This is a genomic window from Ventrimonas sp., assembly GCF_048380235.1.
Classification (GTDB): domain Bacteria; phylum Bacillota; class Clostridia; order Lachnospirales; family Lachnospiraceae; genus Brotaphodocola.
The window spans coordinates 1-18,471 of the sequence record NZ_DBFCCJ010000034.1 but is presented as its reverse complement, the minus strand read 5'-3'; the positions used below and the strand labels follow the sequence as shown (position 1 = coordinate 18,471).

18 protein-coding genes are annotated in these 18,471 nt (G+C 47.2%); 12 read left to right on the top strand and 6 right to left on the bottom strand.

Translation table 11 applies throughout. The features are described 5' to 3' along the window. Window positions 1-153: 153 nt before the first annotated feature. The 9 genes from ttdA (at window position 154) to ACMP1L_RS05125 (ending at window position 9,655) form a co-directional block, all read left to right on the top strand. The gene (gene ttdA, locus ACMP1L_RS05165; RefSeq protein ID WP_177303855.1) at window positions 154-1,059 is read left to right on the top strand and encodes a L(+)-tartrate dehydratase subunit alpha; all 906 of its coding nucleotides are present in this window, start codon (window positions 154-156) and stop codon (window positions 1,057-1,059) included. Further along, entirely contained in the window at window positions 1,059-1,685 is a 627-nt protein-coding gene (gene ttdB, locus ACMP1L_RS05160; protein ID WP_177303856.1) for a L(+)-tartrate dehydratase subunit beta, read from the top strand. The genes ttdA and ttdB overlap by 1 nt, the downstream gene beginning before the upstream one ends. Before the next feature lie 191 nt (window positions 1,686-1,876). Next, window positions 1,877-2,821, top strand: coding sequence for an AEC family transporter (locus tag ACMP1L_RS05155; protein WP_418452206.1), 945 nt, complete (start codon window positions 1,877-1,879; stop codon window positions 2,819-2,821). A gap of 187 nt (window positions 2,822-3,008) precedes the next feature. Continuing rightward, complete coding sequence (locus ACMP1L_RS05150) at window positions 3,009-5,216, top strand: extracellular solute-binding protein (RefSeq protein ID WP_118540354.1); 2,208 nt, start codon at window positions 3,009-3,011, stop codon at window positions 5,214-5,216. A gap of 168 nt (window positions 5,217-5,384) precedes the next feature. Then, a complete protein-coding gene (gene deoC / locus ACMP1L_RS05145; RefSeq protein ID WP_177303857.1) occupies window positions 5,385-6,086 on the top strand; it encodes a deoxyribose-phosphate aldolase in 702 nt (233 codons plus the stop codon). 35 nt (window positions 6,087-6,121) lie between these two features. Beyond that, window positions 6,122-7,042 carry a ribokinase gene (locus ACMP1L_RS05140; RefSeq protein ID WP_177303858.1) on the top strand — a complete coding sequence of 307 codons (921 nt, stop codon included), beginning with the start codon at window positions 6,122-6,124 and terminating at the stop codon, window positions 7,040-7,042. A gap of 23 nt (window positions 7,043-7,065) precedes the next feature. Then, window positions 7,066-7,560, top strand: a complete 495-nt coding sequence (rbsD, locus tag ACMP1L_RS05135) for a D-ribose pyranase (protein ID WP_118540351.1) — start codon at window positions 7,066-7,068, stop codon at window positions 7,558-7,560. Between the two features lie 19 nt (window positions 7,561-7,579). Next, complete coding sequence (locus tag ACMP1L_RS05130; RefSeq protein ID WP_118706333.1) at window positions 7,580-8,695, top strand: Gfo/Idh/MocA family protein; 1,116 nt, start codon at window positions 7,580-7,582, stop codon at window positions 8,693-8,695. Between the two features lie 60 nt (window positions 8,696-8,755). Then, a complete protein-coding gene (locus tag ACMP1L_RS05125) occupies window positions 8,756-9,655 on the top strand; it encodes a sugar phosphate isomerase/epimerase family protein (protein WP_118540349.1) in 900 nt (299 codons plus the stop codon). A 72-nt stretch (window positions 9,656-9,727) separates the two neighbouring features. On the opposite strand, the gene ACMP1L_RS05120 is transcribed toward ACMP1L_RS05125, so the two are convergent. From ACMP1L_RS05120 to ACMP1L_RS05095, 6 genes are all read right to left on the bottom strand, one after another. Continuing rightward, window positions 9,728-10,846, bottom strand: coding sequence for an ABC transporter substrate-binding protein (locus tag ACMP1L_RS05120; protein WP_177303859.1), 1,119 nt, complete (start codon window positions 10,844-10,846; stop codon window positions 9,728-9,730). Between the two features lie 44 nt (window positions 10,847-10,890). Continuing rightward, the gene (locus ACMP1L_RS05115; protein ID WP_418452205.1) at window positions 10,891-12,021 is read right to left on the bottom strand and encodes an ABC transporter substrate-binding protein; all 1,131 of its coding nucleotides are present in this window, start codon (window positions 12,019-12,021) and stop codon (window positions 10,891-10,893) included. A 33-nt stretch (window positions 12,022-12,054) separates the two neighbouring features. After that, window positions 12,055-12,849: an ABC transporter permease gene (locus tag ACMP1L_RS05110; protein WP_418452204.1), complete on the bottom strand. Its 795-nt coding sequence runs from the start codon at window positions 12,847-12,849 to the stop codon at window positions 12,055-12,057. After that, entirely contained in the window at window positions 12,849-13,661 is an 813-nt protein-coding gene (locus ACMP1L_RS05105) for an ABC transporter permease (RefSeq protein ID WP_118731894.1), read from the bottom strand. The genes ACMP1L_RS05110 and ACMP1L_RS05105 overlap by 1 nt, the downstream gene beginning before the upstream one ends. Continuing rightward, complete coding sequence (locus tag ACMP1L_RS05100) at window positions 13,654-14,730, bottom strand: ABC transporter ATP-binding protein (protein ID WP_118731895.1); 1,077 nt, start codon at window positions 14,728-14,730, stop codon at window positions 13,654-13,656. Before ACMP1L_RS05100 ends, ACMP1L_RS05105 begins: the two co-directional genes overlap by 8 nt. 109 nt (window positions 14,731-14,839) lie before the next feature. Beyond that, window positions 14,840-15,373, bottom strand: coding sequence for a helix-turn-helix domain-containing protein (locus tag ACMP1L_RS05095; RefSeq protein ID WP_118731896.1), 534 nt, complete (start codon window positions 15,371-15,373; stop codon window positions 14,840-14,842). Window positions 15,374-15,637: 264 nt separating this feature from the next. On the opposite strand from ACMP1L_RS05095, the gene ACMP1L_RS05090 reads away from it, so the two are divergent. Genes ACMP1L_RS05090 through rpiB form a run of 3 tightly spaced genes read left to right on the top strand, consistent with a single transcriptional unit; the run spans window position 15,638 to window position 18,267 of the window. Further along, window positions 15,638-16,699, top strand: a complete 1,062-nt coding sequence (locus tag ACMP1L_RS05090) for a lactonase family protein (RefSeq protein ID WP_118731897.1) — start codon at window positions 15,638-15,640, stop codon at window positions 16,697-16,699. 12 nt (window positions 16,700-16,711) lie between these two features. Then, window positions 16,712-17,791 carry a chorismate synthase gene (gene aroC / locus ACMP1L_RS05085; RefSeq protein ID WP_418452202.1) on the top strand — a complete coding sequence of 360 codons (1,080 nt, stop codon included), beginning with the start codon at window positions 16,712-16,714 and terminating at the stop codon, window positions 17,789-17,791. A 32-nt stretch (window positions 17,792-17,823) separates the two neighbouring features. Beyond that, on the top strand, window positions 17,824-18,267 hold the full coding sequence (rpiB, locus tag ACMP1L_RS05080) for a ribose 5-phosphate isomerase B (protein WP_118534425.1): 444 nt from the start codon (window positions 17,824-17,826) through the stop codon (window positions 18,265-18,267). Window positions 18,268-18,471 lie beyond the last annotated feature (204 nt).

The window sequence follows — 18,471 nt, the reverse complement described above, 5'->3', positions numbered from 1 at the left end:
CCTAAAATTATACCATGAAATTGGAGGATTGTGCCGAAAAACAAAAGAAAGCTTTAACCTTTTTTTATAGGGGTATCATTTTTAGTAAATATACAAGCACAGATGCAACCGATATAATGATGCCATAAACAACAGGTATAAAAGGAGATTGAGATGATGACCAGTAAAGAAAAACAGGTTGAGCAGCTTACTACTTATATGGCGAACTTCGTATCCCATATCGGTAAAGTACTGCCGGATGACATCATTGCCAAGTTAGATGAACTGGCAGAGAAGGAGGACAGTCCGCTGTCCAAAGTAATCTATGAGACCATGAAAAAGAACCAGGTATTAGCAAAGACCTTAAACCGTCCGAGCTGCCAGGATACTGGTGTGTTACAGTTCTGGGTAAAATGTGGCACCAGCTTCCCGTTAATCGGTGAGCTGGAGGCTCTGTTAAAAGAGGCTGTTGTAAAGGCAACCTTCGAGGCTCCGCTTCGTCACAACAGTGTTGAGACCTTCGATGAGTACAACACCGGCAAGAACGTAGGTAAGGGTACCCCGACTGTATTCTGGGATATCGTTCCGGACAGCGACAAGTGCGAGATCTACACCTACATGGCAGGCGGCGGCTGTACCCTTCCGGGTAAGGCAATGGTCCTGATGCCAGGCGCAGGCTATGAGGGTGTTACCCGTTTCGTTATGGATGTTATGACCTCCTATGGCTTAAACGCATGCCCGCCGCTCTTAGTTGGCGTTGGTGTCGCAACTTCCGTAGAGACCGCAGCTCTGCTTTCCAAGAAAGCCCTGATGCGTCCGTTAGGAAGCCACAACGAGAACGAGCGCGCAGCTTCCATGGAGAAACTTCTGGAAGACGGCATCAACGCAATTGGCCTCGGACCGCAGGGTATGGGCGGTAAGTACTCCGTCATGGGCGTACATATCGAGAACACCGCAAGACATCCTTCCACCATCGGTGTAGCCGTAAACGTAGGATGCTGGTCTCATCGCCGCGGCCACATTATCTTTGATAAGGATCTGAACTATACCATTACTACACATTCGGGGGTGACTTTATAATGCTGGAACTGAAAGATGGAAAGAAAATTCTGACGACTCCGGTTTCTGAGGAGGATTTAAAAGACATTCACATTGGTGACATTGTATACTTAAACGGAAGCATGACTACCTGCCGTGACGTGGCACACCGTCGCCTGGTAGAGGGAGGACGTGAACTGCCGGTTGATGTACGTGACGCTGCAATCTTCCATGCAGGCCCGATCATCCGCCCGCTTGAAAATGATAAGTTTGAGATGGTTTCTGTAGGACCGACCACCTCCATGCGTATGGAGAAATTCGAGAAAGAGTTCGTAGAGAAGACCGGTGTTAAGGTCATCATCGGTAAGGGCGGCATGGGCCCGAACACCGAGTATGCCTGCAAGAACTACAAAGCAATCCACTGTGTATTCCCGGCTGGAAACGCAGTTGTAGCAGCTACCGAGGTAGAAGAGATCGTCCGCGCTGAGTGGAGAGACCTGGGTATGCCGGAGACTCTGTGGAACTGCCGTGTCAAAGAGTTTGGTCCGCTGATCGTATCCATCGATACCGAAGGACGCAACCTGTTCGAGGAGAACAAAGTCATCTTTAATGAAAGAAAAGAAAAAGCAATCGAAGAGATCTGCAAGCATGTAAGCTTCATCAAATAAGGTTCGTGTAAAACAGAAGAATGCAACAAATGTAATGTCCGATTACTGCCAGAAAGGCGCTGCGGGGAAGTTGTTCCCTGCAGCGCCTTTTTCGCTTGTCAATTGTATTGGTCAAGATTATAATAGGTAGCGGTAAATGAAAGTTTACACAAAGAGAACGTTACATTTGGAAATGGGAGGAAATGAGGTACATGGATAATCTGATATTTAGTCTGAATGCGACCATACCAATATTTTTGCTTATGGTCCTGGGCGTATTTTTCAGAAAAGTGGGACTTTTAAAAGAAAACATGATCAATGGGCTGAACCAGTTTGTGTTTAAGGCAACCTTGCCGGTGCTGCTGTTCGGAGATCTGGCAAAACAGGATTTTTCTAAGGCATGGGATGGAAAGTTTGTGGCATTTTGTTTTATGGCGACACTGCTTAGCATTTCCCTTGTAGCATTGATGTCCATGGCGCTGAAAGATAAGTCCCAGCGGGGCGAATTCATCCAGGGCGCTTATCGCAGCAGTGCGGCAATTTTAGGAATTGCGTTTATCACCAATATCTATGGCAATTCTGGTATGGCACCGCTCATGATCATCGGCAGTGTGCCGCTTTATAATATCATGGCGGTTCTGGTTCTTTCCTTTACAAAGCCGGGGCAGAACGGTATGAGTCCGGAACTGCTCAAAAAGACACTGAAAGGAATTGTGACCAATCCGATTATCCTGGGGATTCTGGCTGGTGCGTTATGGTCACTTCTCCGGCTTCCGATGCCGACTATTCTGTCAAAGACGGTTTCCAATCTTGGCAGTCTGACGACGCCTCTTGGTCTGATGACGATGGGCGCTGCTTTTAACTGGGGTGAGGCGAAAACCGGTATGGGACCAGCATTCGTGGCAAGCTTTATGAAGCTGTTTGGTCTGTGTACGCTGTTTCTTCCAGTGGCTGTACTTCTGGACTTCCGTGAAGCAGAACTTATCGCAATCCTGGTTATGCTGGGTTCCAGCACGACGGTCAGCAGTTATGTGATGGCACGGAATATGGGACACAGTGGTGTTTTAAGTTCCAGCATTGTGGCAATTACTACGCTGGGAAGTGCATTTTCCCTGACGTTCTGGCTGTATGTGCTGAAGACGCTGGCACTGATCTAAGGCGTGGAAATCATAAATAACGAAAATTCAATTGATTAAAACATGGCTGCATGCTACATTATAAATAATGTCAATGCAGCCATATATATTTTTCAGATTATATGGGAAATGTGCATCGAATAACCTATGCGGATATCACAGAACAACTCATGAAATAGAGCGGAAAAGATTCAAGGAGTGAGTTTTTATGGCGACGATAAAAGAAGTAGCAAAGTTAGCCGGAGTTTCAGTTGGAACGGTTTCGAATGTTTTAAATGGAAAAACATCAAACGATGAATTAATTGAGCGGGTAGAAAATGCAATCAATCAATTATCTTATCGGCCAGATGCCAATGCACGAAGCCTGAAAAATACAAAAAGTAAGTTGATTGGCGTTATTATGCCAGAAGTATGTCAGTCAGATCATGCACACTTTCTTTCTAGCCTGGAGAACTTTCTTAGAGAAAAAGGATATGGACTGATACTTAAAATCAGTAATAATAACTGGCTTTTGGAAAAGAAAAGTCTGATGCAGTGTGTGGAACAATGTGTAGATGGAATAATCTGGTATTCACCCGCCAAAGAGCAGCTTACCATTCCGGAAGAAAAAAAAGAAATTCCATATGTGATTATTACGAAATATCCATTATCTGGGTATACAGGAGATCTGATCCAGATTGATTACCGCCCTGCTGTTGAGCAGGCTTATAAAAAAATGCTGCAGCTTGGAATACAGAATATAGGATTTATATTTGATTCTATGAAATTTTTTTTATATGCAACAGAATATGTACATTCCTATCAGCTTACAAACTATACAAAAATTGTAGACAGCAGGGAACGGGCGTTTCAGGCTGCATATGAACTTTTACATCAAAATCCGGAAGTAAGGGGAATTATCGCAAGCAATAGCGAAATTGAAGCTGGAATTGAACGCGCACTTGAATTATTAGACCGAAAAGATGTTGTTATTTTCTGCTGTAAGGAGAGCCAGTGGGCAGAGCAAAACACTTGCAGCATCGGTTGTGCGAATGTCTCTCAAAATGTAGTTGCGCAAGGGGCTGTGGACCGTTTGATGGATGCATTGGAACAGTCGTATACACATGAATATCTGACACAAAATATTGCGGGAACTTTCGAATATAAAGAGGCACTGCCTGAATTAGAGAAGAAAGAAAATGTCCATTTGAAGTTTGCTTTATATGATTCCCCGGCAGCAAGAGGTTTACAGATGTATTCGGACCTATATACGAAAAACACAGGGATCCGGATTTTTATAGATCTGCTGGAATATAAAGAATTGGAAACGCTGATATTGAGAAGTGCGAGAGAAAAGGAAAGTGAATATGACGGTTTTATGATTGATATATCCTGGGTGGAAGAAGCTGCTAAGAGCGGTGGAATTGCCTGCTTAACCGATCAATTCCGAAATAACCGGGAGTATCTGGACGGATTTATTGATGGAATGGTACGAGAATATGGAATGTATGAAAATGAACTGTATGCATTGCCGTTTATGTCAGGTACCCAGATATTACTTTATCAAAAAGACCTGTTTGAAGATGCTGCGCTGAAACGTCAGTTTTTCAGAAATTATGGTCAGGAGTTATGTCTGCCGGAAAGTTGGGCACAATATAATCTTGTTTCTGAGTTTTTTACAAGAAGTTTTAATTCAAAGTCTCCGGTACATTATGGAAACATTTCTGTCAGGGGAGAGAATATTTATAATACGATTGGATTTTTGAACCGTCTTTGGTCGTATGGTGCAGATATTTTCGATTTAGATGGAAACCTGACGATTCATAGTCCCAATGCAGTGACTGCTTTGAGAAATTATATAAAAAGCTTTCAATATTCAAATCCGGACAGAAACATAAATTCCTGGGATGCCGCAGTGGAAGAATATTGCAAAGGGGATACAGCAATGGCTGTATTTTATGATTCCCACGCGATGCGGATCAATGATTATACGAAATCCAAAGTGGCAGGAAATATTGGCAGTATTATGATTCCAGGAGGAGTATCGGTGCTTGGCGGTTGGAGTTTGGGTCTGAATCAGCATGGACACCAAAAGGAAGAAGCTTTTCAATATTTGAAATGGGTATGCAGTGAATATAACAGCATTCCGTTATCTTTACTCGGAGGATCAACCGTTAGAAAAAGCTTTTATCAGAGGTCGGATATGGAAGAAATTTATCCGTGGAAAAAGCAGATTCCGGAAAGTTATGAAAAAAGCAGAAAACGGCGTTTTTCCCCAATGTTGAAGGATTATCAGCAAAACGAACTTTATACGCGCATCATTCCGCATGAGATTAATCGGATTTTATATGGCGAAATATCGGAAGAAGAAGCATTGATCAATATGGAGAAACATATAAAAAGTAAAATCATGACTCCTGCGAATGGATCATGGTAATTGTTTCGTTGGGACGACAAGATGAGAAGATACAGAAGAAGTATTTAGCGATAATGCTGAATATTTCTTCTTTTTTTTATGAAAACATTCTATTGTAATTTTGATTGTGATAGTATATCATAAAACCATGAAACGATTCATGAAACGTAAAAAGAAGGGAGAAACGGTATGATTGATTTTAATGATAAGCGGCAGGTAGCGAAAGCAATTCAGTACACGAATGTAAATCCAAACCTTACCAGAGATGGAATGCTGAAACATCTGGAAACATGCATGAAATATGATTTTCAGGCAGCAATGGTTGCACCGTGCTATATCGAACTGGCAAAAGATGTTTTAAAAGGAACCGGAATTCAGGTTGCATCGACGCTGAATTTTCCAATTGCGAATGATACATTACCTATGAAGATTGCAGCATTGAAAGAAATGATCAAAACCGGTGTCGACCAGTTTGATTTTCCGCCGAACCCGGGTCTGCTGTTAGGTGGGGAAGAAAAAGCATATTTTGAGGAAATGCGCCAGATTGTTGAAGTAGCGCATGCGAGTGGTGTCATTGTAAAAGCAATGTTGGAATTTGGTTATATTACGACCCCGGAATTAAAGAAAAAAGCAGCACAGCTTGCGTGTGAAGCAGGAATTGACTGGGTAAAACAGTCGAGCGGCTGGGGCGTCGGCGGATGCCCGGCTACTGCTGAGGACGTGAAAATCCTGAAAGAAAACATTACACTTCCATGCCGTGTCAAAGTATCCGGTAAGGTAAATACCCTGGAAAAGATGAAAACAATGTTTGAAGCAGGTGCGGAACTTGTGGGTACCAGTTCCGGTCCGGCTATTGTAGACGGGCTTGTAGGAGATATTAATGCATATTAAAACTTTACATTTCGGATGACGGAGGTGGAACGGAAGTGAAGATATGTATCATTGGAAGTTATGCAAAGGCCTTAGTCATGACATCAGACAGAATCCCGCTGTTAGGTGAGACTTTAATTGGCTATGATTACCGGGAAACTTATGGCGGCAAAGGTTCCGATATGGCAGTTCAGGCTGCACGCCTTGGTGCAGAGGTTGGTTATATTGGTGTGGTAGGGAATGATTCGTTTGGACATGAGTTTGTAAACCTTATGAAACAGGAAGGGGTACATACAGAGGGCATTCTGATCACGGATGAAAAACCGACAGGGGTCGGTTTTATTGTGAAGGATGTAAAAGCGAATAATGTGATTGTAGTCGCAATGGGAGCAAACGAACTGATTTCTGAAGAAATCATTGAAGCCCATATCGATCAGATTCAGAATGCAGATGTGATTCTGACCCAGCTGGAAATTCCGATCGACATTGCATTGTATGCACTGAAGCGGGCGAAAGAGCTGGGGAAGACGACTATTTTAAACCCGGCACCGGCAGTAAATCTGATGGGACGTGATTTGAGTTTTGTTGACATCATTACCCCGAATGAAACAGAGGCGAGAATTACAATTGGAGAATTGCCGGATGCACCATTGACCCACAGGCAGGTTGCAACGAAACTGCTGCAGACTGGATGTAAGAAGGTGATCATGACTTTGGGCGGAGATGGAGTGGATATTCATACATTGGAAGAAAGCGCCCACGTTGACTCTTATAAAATTGATGTTGTGGATTCGAATGGTGCTGGAGACAGCTTTAATGCCGGTTTAACCGTTGCACTGGCAGACGGAGCTTCCATGAAGGATGCGGTAGCGTATGCAAATGCCGTGGCTGGTCTTTGCTGTACAAAATGGGAAACAGTACCGTCCTATCACACTGCAAAAGAAGTGGATGAATTTATAAAGATACATTCTGTCTGACAATTTGGAGAGGAGATGCTATAATGAGACCAGGACGTATTCTACACCCGGAATTAGCGAAAGCACTTGCTACATGTGGACATACAGATATTATTCTTGTAACAGATGCAGGTTTTCCGATACCCAAAGATGCAAATCGCATTGACCTGGGATATTATGCAGGAGCAGTCGATGTGCTTGATATTTTAAGGATGCTCCGTAAGGAAATTTTTGTGGAAGAAGTAGCATTTGCACCGGAGGTAAAGACACATCATCCTGCATTGTATCAGGATATCCAGGAAATCTATACGGGATCCGGTGCGGTTTTTAAAGGAATTCCGCATGAGCAGCTTGTGGAAAAAATTGCACCAAAGGCAAAAGTTGTGATTCGTTCCGGATCATTAAATGCCTGGGCGAATTTCGCCCTGACCTGCAGTACAGATCCGTTTGCCTGGTTTACGGAAGAAGATGTTACCATTCTTCCTGCATATGTAGAGCGTAGAAAACGTATATCAGAAAATGAGGTTCCGGCTTTATAAAGGAAAAGGGGGACAGAACATGGAGGAAATCAAACGGGAACTGGAACTGGCGACACTGCCGGAAATGCCAAAGCGTCTTGATTACCGGATTGGTGTTATTGGAGCCGGTTTTATTGTGAGAAATTGTCATTTGGAAGCTTATCGAAAAGCCGGCTTTAATCCGGTTGCCATTACTTCGCTGGATCAGGAACAGAGTAAGGAAGTAGCTGCATTACATAAGATTCAGACAGTATATCCGACGTGGAAAGAACTGGTGGATGATAAATCCATAGAAATTATTGATATTGCAGTTCCGCCGCATGTACAGCCGGATATCGTTGAATATATCTGCAGACATGCAGCAGATCATGTAAAAGGTATTTTGTGCCAGAAACCGATTGCGATGTCCCTGGAAGAAGCAAGACGGATTGTTTCGCTGGGAGACGAAGCTGGAATTCCGATCGCTGTGAATTCCAATATGCGTTATGATCAGTCTATGCGCGCATTGAAACGAATTTTGGATAAGGGATTGATTGGAAAACCGGTTATTGCTTCTATCGATATGCGTGCCATTCCGGATTGGCAGACGTTTTTACAGAAATATCATAAACTGGAGATTTATGCGATGGCCGTTCATCATCTGGATATTTTCCGTTATCTCTTTGGTGATCCTGAAAAAATAACAGCATTATGCCGAACCGATCCGAGAACCAAATTTGAACACACGGATGGAATTGTACAGTATACTTATCAGTATAAGGACGGGCTAATGGCAACCAGTCTGGATGATGTCTGGGCATGGCCGGAAGAGCCGTGTGAGAAACACAATTACATTAACTGGCGGGTAGAGGGCACAGAAGGGTTTGCAGAGGGAGAATTTGGCTGGCATAAGCGGGCTCCGGAATTCTGCGGCAGTACCTTGAAGCTTGCATGTAAATCTTATCCGAACCAGTGGATTGAACCAAAGTGGACGACACAGTGGTTCCCGGATGCTTTTGTTGGAACGATGGCAAATCTGCTGTGTGCAGTAGAAAAGGGAACAGATCCGGAAATCAGTGCACGTGATAACGTGAAGACACTTGCATGCGTAGAGGCATGTTATCAGTCCATTGCACAGGAGAAAACCATTTATCTGGACCAGATTCTGAATGCGTAATTGTAATATAGCAGATGGAATGTATGATGCTGTTGAAACGGACAGGGAAAGGAGTTTTTTATGATCTCAGTTGGTATTTTTACAGGATATTATCCATATACGTTGGCAGAAACGATTGAACGTGCGAAAAAGGATGGAATGAGTTGCGTGCAGTTAGACCTGGAATTCAAAGATATTGACCTTTCCAGAGGCAATATCACAAAAGAAAAAGCCAATCAGGTTCGAGACGCATTCCGTGATGCCAATCTTCCGATCGTAGCGATTTCTGCTTATACAAACCTTGTGCACCCGGATCCGGAAAAACGCCAGGAGAATATTGATTATGTAAAAGAAATTCTGGCACACGCCAGAGATTTTGGTACACCTTACGTAGTTAGTGAGACCGGCACATACAATGAAGAAAGTGACTGGTCGGCAGATCCTAAGAACTATACAGAAGAAGCTTATCAGGAATTTAAAAAAGTAGCAATTGACCTGGCGAAGTTTGCATATGATCATGATGCAGTATTCCTTGTTGAAAACTATGTAAATAACATTGTGGGCTCCGTAGATCAGGTAGCACGTCTGCTGCAGGAAGTGAATCATCCGGGATTAGGACTTTTATGTGATCCGACCAATTATTTTGATGGTTCAAATATTGATGATGTAGATCCGACAATTGAAAAGATTTTCCATGTTCTGGATGATAAAATCAAAATTGCACATGCAAAGGACTGTAAGCGGGCGGTAAACCTGGAAGAAAAGTTTGGTGGTGGTTCAGCAGAACACAACAGTTTCCGTGGCGCTGGTGCTGTAGAGCTGCCGGGAGCGGGTCTTGGAGTTTTAAACTATCCGCTGTATGTTCAGCGGCTGGCAAAGAATCATCCAAATATTCCGATTATTATCGAGCATATTGATGAGAGTGACATCCCGAGGGCAAAAAAATTTGTTGATGATACGTTAAAAAAGATGGGAGTATAAGTACCTGAATAAACAAAGACCGGCATACGCGTTGCGTATGTCGGTCGTCTTTGTTTATATTATAAGGCAGGATTATTTTGATTTTACTTCCTTCCACGCCTCGTTGTAAATCTCGTCCACATCGTCGCCAAGGTACTTCAGAACCTCTGCATTCTTGATGGAGTCGATGTCCGGGAAAACTGCCTTGTTGTTCTGCATGTCCTCATCTAACAGCTCAAATGTGCCCTTGTTCGGGGTGGAGTAGGTGATGTACTCAAAGTTCTTCTTTGCGATGTCCGGTCTGCACAGGAAGTTGATCCACTTCTCAGCATTCTCTTTGTTTTTCGCATTTTTCGGGATGACCCAGCAGTCGATGAACAGGTCGGTGCCCTCTTCTGGGATCACATATTCCAGGTTGTCGGTGCCGTCCTCGCCCTGAATGTAGAGCATCTCGCCGGAGTAGATGATGCCGACAGCGGCCTCGCCGCCGATCATCTTGTCACGAACCTGGTCTACCACATAAGCCTGGACCAGTGGCTTCTGGTCGATCAGATCCTGCTTGGCCTTGTTGATCTCATCCGGGTTGGTGCTGTTTAAGGAGTAGCCGTTTTTCTTTAGACCGGTCATGAAGGCGCTGCGGATGCTGTCCTGCATAAGGATCTCGCCGCTTAAGCGCTCATCCCACAGGTCTGCCCATTTGGTCGGTGCCGGAACGCCAAGCTCCTGCAGGCGCTCCTTATTGTAGAGGATGCCGATGGTGCCCCAGGTGTACGGAACGGCGTACTTGTTTTCCGGATCGAAGGATTTTGACAGCTCCATGTAAAGGGGATCAATCTGGTCAATGTTCGGTACATTATCAAAGTTGATCTCAGCCAGAAGGTCGTGCTCGCGCATTTTCTGGATCATGAAATCAGACGGACATACCGCATCGTAGGCAATGCCGCCGGCCTCGATGACCGGGTACATCTCCTCGTTGGTCTCGAACAGGTCATAGACAACCTTGATTCCGGTCTCTTCCTCGAACTCATCAATGACGGTTTCATCAATGTACTCGCCCCAGTTGTAAACGTAGAGCTCGCCGGCGTCACCGGATGCGGCGGAATCACCGGAGTTACCGGAAGCAGAGCTGTCAGACGCAGAAGCGCCGCAGCCAGTTACAGCAAGTGCCGCTGCGGACAGTGCCGCAGCAGATACGATCCATCTTTTTTTCATTTTCTCAATCTCCTCTTGTATTGCGTAATATGTCTGAATTTTATTTAGTTTGCTTTGACTTCTTTCCAGAGCTCATTGTAAATAGCATCGGTGTCATCACCAAGGTACTTATAAACCTCAGAATCCTTCAGGGAATCGATATCCGGGAAGACTGCCTTGTTGTTCTGCATGTCCTCGTCTAACAGCTCGAATGCGCCTTTGTTCGGGGTCGGGTAGGTGATGTACTCAAAGTTTGCCTTCGCGATTTCCGGACGGCACATAAAGTCAATCCATTTTTCTGCATTTTCTTTGTTTTTCGCGTTTTTCGGAATGACCCAGGAATCCAGCCACAGGTTGGTTCCCTCTTCCGGGATCACATATTCCAGATTATAGTCGAGCCCCAGATTTGCAACCTCATCCTGGATATAAAGCATCTCGCCGGAATAGATGACACCGACAGCAGCCTCGCCGCCGATCATCTTATCTCTTACCTGGTCGATGACATAAGCCTGGACAAGTGGTTTCTGGTCAATCAGCTCCTGCTTTGCCTGCTCAAGCTCGTCCTTGCTTTCGCTGTTCATGGAGTAGCCGTCTTTTTTTAATGCTACCATGAAGGCGTCGCGGACGCTGTCCTGCATGAGGATTTCGCCGCTTAAGCGTTCATCCCACAGATCAGCCCATTTGGTCGGTGCCGGAACGCCAAGCTCCTCTAACAGCCTGGTATTGTACAGGATACCGACCGTCCCCCAGCAGTAAGGAACAGAGTATTTGTTTTCCGGGTCAAAGGCCTGGGACATTTCCATGTAAGCCGGATCGATCTGGTCAATGTTCGGAATGTTGTCGAAGTTTAACTCAGCCAGCAGGTCGTTTTCGCGCATCTTCTGGATCATATAATCAGACGGACATACGACATCGTAGTTGACAGCACCGGCCTCGATGACCGGATACATTTCCTCGTTGGTCTCAAACAGGTCGTAAACAACGGTAATGCCGGTCTCCTCCTCAAACTGGGAGATCACATCCTCGTCAATGTACTCGCCCCAGTTGTAAACGTAGAGCTCGCCGCCATCTGTACTGCCGGAAGCAGCAGAATCCGTGCCGGAGGCTCCGGTGTTTCCGGATGCACCGCAGCCGGACAGAAGGGCGGAAGCGGCAGTAAGGCCTGCCATGGAAATTGCAAATACTTTCTTTTTCATAGTCATCTCCTCTCAATCTTGATTTCGGTAATATTAAGTCTCCTGCTTTTTCTTCGGAGCAAAATTACTGATCAGAAGCAGGGCCAGGACAGCCACGAAGATCACGGTAGACAGTGCGTACATGGACGGCTTGATGCCGCGGCGCACTTCACTGTAGATCAGGGTGGACAGGGTGTTGATGCCGGCGCCTCTGGTGAAGTGGGTGATGATGAAATCATCCAGGGACATGGTGAAGGCCAGCAGAAAGCCGGAAAGCACGCCCGGTAAAATATCCGGGAACACCACCTTAAAGAAGGCACGGAACGGGCTTGCGCCAAGATCCAGTGCTGCCTCATAGGTGAAGCGGTTGGTCTGCTTTAATTTTGGCATGACGCTCAGGATCACATAGGGAATATTGAAGGTGATGTGGGCGATCAGCACGGTTTTAAAGCCAAGGGATACGCCGAAGGCGATGAAGGCCAGCATCAGGGAGATACCGGTCACGATATCGGCGTTTAACATCGGGATATTGGTGATTCCCATGACGATAGTCTGTGGAACCTGTTTCATGCTGCTGATGGCAATGGAAGCCGCAGTGCCGATGATGGTGGCGATCAGTGCGGACAAAAATGCGATCAGCAGGGTGTTCTGCAAAGCGGCCATGATGTTGCGGCTGGCAAACATCTGGGTGTACCACTGCAGCGTGAACCCGCCCCACTGGGTACGGGATTTGGAACTGTTAAAGGATAACACCACCATGGTGGCGATCGGTGCGTATAAAAACAGCATGATGAGCACCAGGTAGAAATCCTGCAGGAACCGTCTGAAATTCTGTCGGATCTTATTCATTAGAATGTACTCCCTTCGCCGTTTTTATCATATTTTGCGATCAGCGCCATGCTGATCAGGATGAAGACCATGAGAACCAGGGAGAGGCCGGAGCCTAAGTTCCAGTTGCTGCCCTTGGTGAACTCCTGCTCAATGACGTTGCCGATCAGGAGGATCTTGCTGCCGCCCAGTAAGTTGGAGATTACGAAGGTGGTCAGGGATGGTACAAATACCATGGTAATGCCGCTGATGATACCCGGCACGCTTAAGGGAAGCCATACCCACAAAAGCGTCTGGGTAAAGCTCGCGCCCAGGTCCCTTGCTGCGTTGATGGTGTTGTCATCGATCTTGCACAGCACGTTATAGATAGGAAGCACCATAAACGGCAGGAAGTTGTAGACCATGCCCAGGATGATGGCGCCCGGTGTGTTGATCAGGCTCTGGTTCGGCAGGTGCAGGGCGGTTAAGATGCCGTTGATGACACCGCTTTTCTCCAGAAGGGTCTGCCATGCCAGGGTGCGCAGCAGAAAGTTCATCCACATCGGAAGAATGAAGATGAAAACAATGAAGCTGCCCTGGCCGATGCCGCGGTTACGCAGGATCATGGCCAGCGGATAGGCTAAGAGCAGGCAGATGACCGTACTCACCAGGGATAATCCCAGGGAGAGATACAGCGCCTTCACATGCTCCGGGGTGGAGATGGAGAGCACATTTGCCAGGGTGAAAGCCCCGGACTTATCCGTCAGTCCGTAATACACGATCAGAAGCAGCGGAATGACGATGAAACCAACCATCCAGACCAGGTACGGTCCGGCTAACCATTTCTTATTCATTGACTCCCACAGCCTCCTCATCCTCTGATGCCGGTTTGTTCATGATCTGGATATCGAACGGATCCACCTTGATGCCGACCTGTTTTCCTACCGGGCACATATCGGTGCTGTGGACCAGCCATTCGAAGCCGTCCGGAGTGGTAACCTCCATTTCATAGTGAACGCCCTTGAAAATCAGATGCGTGCAGGTGCCCACCAGGGTGCCCTCGGACGGGTCAACCAGATCAATATCCTCCGGACGGATCACTACGTCAACCGGCTTATTGTTGCCAAAGCCCTTGTCCACGCAGGCGAATCTGGCACCGAAGATTTCCACCAGCTCATCGCGGAGCATGATGCCGGGAACGATGTTGCTCTCGCCGATGAAGTCTGCCACGAAGGCATTTTCCGGCTCGTTGTAGATCTGCTCCGGGGTACCCATCTGCTGGATGTAGCCCTGGTTCATGACTACGATGGTGTCAGACATGGTCAGTGCCTCCTCCTGATCGTGGGTGACATAGATGAAGGTGATGCCAAGCTCATTTTTTAAGCGGATCAGCTCATACTGCATGTCCTGGCGCAGCTTTAAGTCCAGGGCGCCTAACGGCTCGTCTAAGAGCAGCAGGCGAGGCTCGTTGACAATAGCGCGGGCAATGGCGATACGCTGCTGCTGGCCGCCGCTTAAGGAGTCTACGGTACGCTTCTCGTATCCGTCCAGGTTTACCAGCTTCAGGGCGTATTTGATCTTATCGTCAATGTAGGCCTTGGATTTTCCCTTGATCTTTAAGCCGAAGGCAATGTTTTCTGCGATATTCATGTGGGTGAACAGGGCATATTTCTGGAATACCGTGTTTAACTGGCGCTTGTTCGGCGGAAGCTTGCTGATGTCAACGCCGTCGAAGATGACTTTGCCGGTGTCGGCGGTCTCGAAGCCGCCGATGATGCGCAGGGTTGTGGTCTTGCCGCAGCCGCTGGGACCAAGTAAGGTTACGAAAGAGTTTTCTTTTACGGAAAGGCTGAGGTCATCTAAGACCATGGTATTGTCAAAGCTTTTTGAAATATTGACCAAATCGATCAGGGGCTGTGCCATCGCAGTATTCCTCCTAAAGTAAGTTTATAAATTCACATGTGATATTCGTGACTGTTTTCAAGGTTTTGTATGCTGCAGCCTGGCAGTGTGCGGGCTGCAGCCGGATGGTTTAGAAGCTGGGCGGCGTGCTGACCCAGATCAGCGATGCGCCGTGACGGCTTGTGAGGTAATGCTTCTTGTCCGGGGTAAAGTAGAAGGACTCGCCCTTCTTTGCCCGGTAGGTTTTGTTTCCAAGGTGGATGCAGATGCTTCCCTGCAGCACATAGCCGAATTCCTCGCCCTCGTGCGGGTTGTCCGGGTAGGTAGAGCCCCCGGCCTCCAGGGTGATGAGGATCGGCTCCATCATATTTTTCTGTGCGTTGGGGATGATCCAGCGGATCTCATTTTTCAGCTCCGCATCGTATTTTTCAAAATAATCCGTCTTTCCGAATACGACCTGCTCTTCCGGTGTTTCATTAAAAAACTCACCGAGTGTGGTGCCGAGGCACTGCAGGATGTCGGTGAGCGTCGCGATAGAGGGAGAGGTCAGGTTACGTTCCAGCTGGGAAATAAAACCCTTGGAAAGCTCTGCCCGGTCCGCAAGCTCCTCCTGTGTCAGACCCTTCAGGGTCCGTATCTCCTTCAGTTTTGATCCGATATCCATAAAAGCCCTCCATGATCGTACTATCCGAAAAGTTTAGAAATATTAAATGAATGTAAAATGTGCTTCAAAGTTTAGTTTTAGTAAACACAAAGCAAGCTCAATTATACTGGAAAATATCTGTATGTCAATAGATTCAGAATAGATTTTTTTGAGAATCTGTGGTATGCTGATTATTAGTTTCCGGTTTGCCTGTTTTTGGAGCAGACCGGGTGAAAATTCTGACTTTGAACAGAAAATCTAAGCAATGCAACAGGAGGAAGAGCGATGGCTTCAGAAGGAAAGTATATGGCGTATGTCGGTTCCTATTCATATAACGGCAAAGCAAAGGGAATCACCGTTTACGATGTGGACGTGGAAAAGGGAACATTTAAGGAGCGCTGTGAAGTGGAAGTGGATAACTCTTCTTATGTCACGGCATCTAACGATAACAGGACCCTTTACTCTGTAGCAGATGAGGGTGTGGTGGCATTCCGCATTCTGGAGAACGGCAGCCTGTCCCGCTTAAACAGTGCAAAGACCAAGGGAATGAGAGCCTGCCATCTCTCCATGGATAAGGAAGACCGCTATGTGTTTGTGTCCGGCTTCCATGACGGCAAGGCAACCGTGCTGCGTTTAAGAAAAGACGGCGGTGTTGGCGAGATCGTGGACGGTGTGTTCCACAAGGGTCTCGGCAGTGTGGCGGAGCGTAATTTCCGTCCGCATGTTACCTGCTGCAGACGTACGCCGGACAACAAGTATGTCATGATCGTGGATTCCGGACTGGATCAGGTCAAGATTTACCGTTTCAGCGAAAAGGACGAGCATCTGGTCCAGGTAGACACCATTCCGTGTGAGATGGAGTCTGCGCCGCGCAATCTGCGCTTCAGCTCGGATGGCAAATTCTTCTATTTAATGTATGAGCAGAAGAATGTGATCGATGTATTTACCTATGCGACCGGTGACCGTGTGCCGGAGATTGAAAAGATCCAGACGATTTCTACCCTGGGCGAGAAGCACAGTTCCCTGGCAGCTGCATGCTCCTTACGCTTCTCTCCGGATGAGAAGCATATGTTTTGTAGCAATGCCGGAGATGAGAGCGTGGCTGTCTACAGCCGTGATGAGAAAACCGGCCTTCTGGATATGCTGTGCTGTCTGCCGATCAGCGGTGAGTATCCGAAGGACATTTCCGTGTTCCCGGATGATAAGCATCTGGCGGTGATCAATCATGAGAGCAACACTATTACCTTCTTTAAGGTCGATTATGAGAAAAAGCTGCTGATTATGAGCTCCAATGCCATCAAGTGCAATGAGCCAAACAGCTGCATTATTGTGAAGGTAGATGATTAAACGGAGGACAATATGGCAGGATCCACATATGGAACCATCTTCCGCATTATGACCTGGGGAGAGTCTCACGGGAAGGGCGTCGGTGTTACCATCGACGGCTGCCCGGCGGGACTCCCGCTTTGTGAGGAAGATATTCAGACTTATTTAAACAGAAGAAAGCCGGGGCAGAGTAAATTTACCACCGCGAGAAACGAGAGTGACCAGGTAGAGATCCTTTCCGGCGTATTTGAGGGAAAGACTACAGGTACTCCTATTGCCATGATGGTACGCAACACGGACCAGCGCTCCAAGGATTACAGCGCGATCATGGATGTATACCGGCCGGGTCATGCGGATTACTGCTTCGAGCAGAAGTACGGCTTCCGGGATTACCGGGGCGGCGGACGTTCCTCTGCCCGTGAGACCATTGCCCGGGTGGCAGCAGGTGCGGTAGCCTGCAAGCTGCTGGCGCATTACGGTATTACCGTCAATGCCTATGTAAAGAGTATCGGTGAGTTTGAGATTGACCCGAAGCGTTTTGATCTTTCCGAGCGGGATAAGAACAGCCTGAATATGCCGGACAAGGTCGCAGCAGAAGAAACCGCAGAGTTTCTGGAGCGCATGATCGCGGCGCAGGATTCCGTGGGCGGCATCGTAGAGTGCCTGGTAGACGGTATGCCGGTCGGCGTTGGTGAGCCGGTATTTGATAAGCTGGATGCAAGGCTGGCCGGTGCCATCATGTCCATCGGTGCGGTTAAGGGCTTTGAGATCGGAGATGGCTTTGAGGCAGCGAAGGCCCTGGGCTCCCGGAATAACGACGAATTTTATGTCGATGCTTATGGTAAGGTCAATAAAAAGACCAACCACGCAGGCGGTATTTTAGGCGGCATGAGCGACGGCAGCCAGATCGTGCTGCGGGCGGCGTTTAAGCCGACTCCGTCTATTGCGCAGCTGCAGAAGACAGCGAACAATCACGGTGAAAACGTGGAGATCGCAATCAAGGGACGCCACGACCCGGTGGTCGTTCCGAGGGCAGTGGTTGTGGTGGAAGCCATGACGGCGCTGACCATTGTGGATTTGCTGCTGATGGGCAAGAATGCAAAATTGGATTAAACTTAAAATGAAAGGCAGGAAACAGGAAAATTATGAAGAAAATCGCTATGGGCAATGACCACTCCGCAGTGGAGATGAAGGAAGCAATCAAGGCATATGTAGAGCAGAAGGGCTACGAGGTCATCGATTTCGGAACCAATTCCAGCGAAAGCTGTGACTACCCGGCATATGGAGAGAAGGTAGGCCGCGCAGTAGCATCCGGCGAGGCAGATTACGGCATTGCCATCTGCGGTACCGGCATCGGCATCGGCCTGGCAGCAGGCAAGGTAAAGGGCGTTTTAGTCTGCACCTGCAGCGAGCCATACAGCGCAAGAATGTCCCGTAAGCATAACAACACCAACGTATTGACCTTTGGTGCCCGCGTGGTAGGCGTGGAGATGGCGAAGATGATCGTGGATGAGTGGCTGGACAATGAGTATGAGGGTGGCCGCCACCAGAGAAGAGTGGATATGATCTTCGATATCGAAAACAAATAGCAATTATAGGACGGAACGAATAAAGTTCCGGAAGAGAATGAGACCGCCTTCCTCTATTTTCGCATATCGTTGTTTGCTTGCTCTCACAACACGCGTTCGCCTGCATCGGACTACATCCGCTGCATTCGTACACGTGTGTTCAAGATGCAAACACCTGATATGCTGAAAATCCCGGAAAGCGGTCTCATTCACTTCCTGCTGTAT

Excerpts from the sequence above, each read along its gene's own strand:
- ttdA (WP_177303855.1), top strand. The coding sequence starts at position 154 with ATGATGACCAGTAAAGAAAAACAGGTTGAGCAGCTTACTACTTATATG.
- ttdB (WP_177303856.1), top strand. The coding sequence starts at position 1,059 with ATGCTGGAACTGAAAGATGGAAAGAAAATTCTGACGACTCCGGTTTCT.
- ACMP1L_RS05155 (WP_418452206.1), top strand. The coding sequence starts at position 1,877 with ATGGATAATCTGATATTTAGTCTGAATGCGACCATACCAATATTTTTG.
- ACMP1L_RS05150 (WP_118540354.1), top strand. The coding sequence starts at position 3,009 with ATGGCGACGATAAAAGAAGTAGCAAAGTTAGCCGGAGTTTCAGTTGGA.
- deoC (WP_177303857.1), top strand. The coding sequence starts at position 5,385 with ATGATTGATTTTAATGATAAGCGGCAGGTAGCGAAAGCAATTCAGTAC.
- rbsD (WP_118540351.1), top strand. The coding sequence starts at position 7,066 with ATGAGACCAGGACGTATTCTACACCCGGAATTAGCGAAAGCACTTGCT.
- ACMP1L_RS05130 (WP_118706333.1), top strand. The coding sequence starts at position 7,580 with ATGGAGGAAATCAAACGGGAACTGGAACTGGCGACACTGCCGGAAATG.
- ACMP1L_RS05125 (WP_118540349.1), top strand. The coding sequence starts at position 8,756 with ATGATCTCAGTTGGTATTTTTACAGGATATTATCCATATACGTTGGCA.
- ACMP1L_RS05120 (WP_177303859.1), bottom strand. The coding sequence starts at position 10,846 with ATGAAAAAAAGATGGATCGTATCTGCTGCGGCACTGTCCGCAGCGGCA.
- ACMP1L_RS05115 (WP_418452205.1), bottom strand. The coding sequence starts at position 12,021 with ATGAAAAAGAAAGTATTTGCAATTTCCATGGCAGGCCTTACTGCCGCT.
- ACMP1L_RS05110 (WP_418452204.1), bottom strand. The coding sequence starts at position 12,849 with ATGAATAAGATCCGACAGAATTTCAGACGGTTCCTGCAGGATTTCTAC.
- ACMP1L_RS05105 (WP_118731894.1), bottom strand. The coding sequence starts at position 13,661 with ATGAATAAGAAATGGTTAGCCGGACCGTACCTGGTCTGGATGGTTGGT.
- ACMP1L_RS05100 (WP_118731895.1), bottom strand. The coding sequence starts at position 14,730 with ATGGCACAGCCCCTGATCGATTTGGTCAATATTTCAAAAAGCTTTGAC.
- ACMP1L_RS05095 (WP_118731896.1), bottom strand. The coding sequence starts at position 15,373 with ATGGATATCGGATCAAAACTGAAGGAGATACGGACCCTGAAGGGTCTG.
- ACMP1L_RS05090 (WP_118731897.1), top strand. The coding sequence starts at position 15,638 with ATGGCTTCAGAAGGAAAGTATATGGCGTATGTCGGTTCCTATTCATAT.
- aroC (WP_418452202.1), top strand. The coding sequence starts at position 16,712 with ATGGCAGGATCCACATATGGAACCATCTTCCGCATTATGACCTGGGGA.
- rpiB (WP_118534425.1), top strand. The coding sequence starts at position 17,824 with ATGAAGAAAATCGCTATGGGCAATGACCACTCCGCAGTGGAGATGAAG.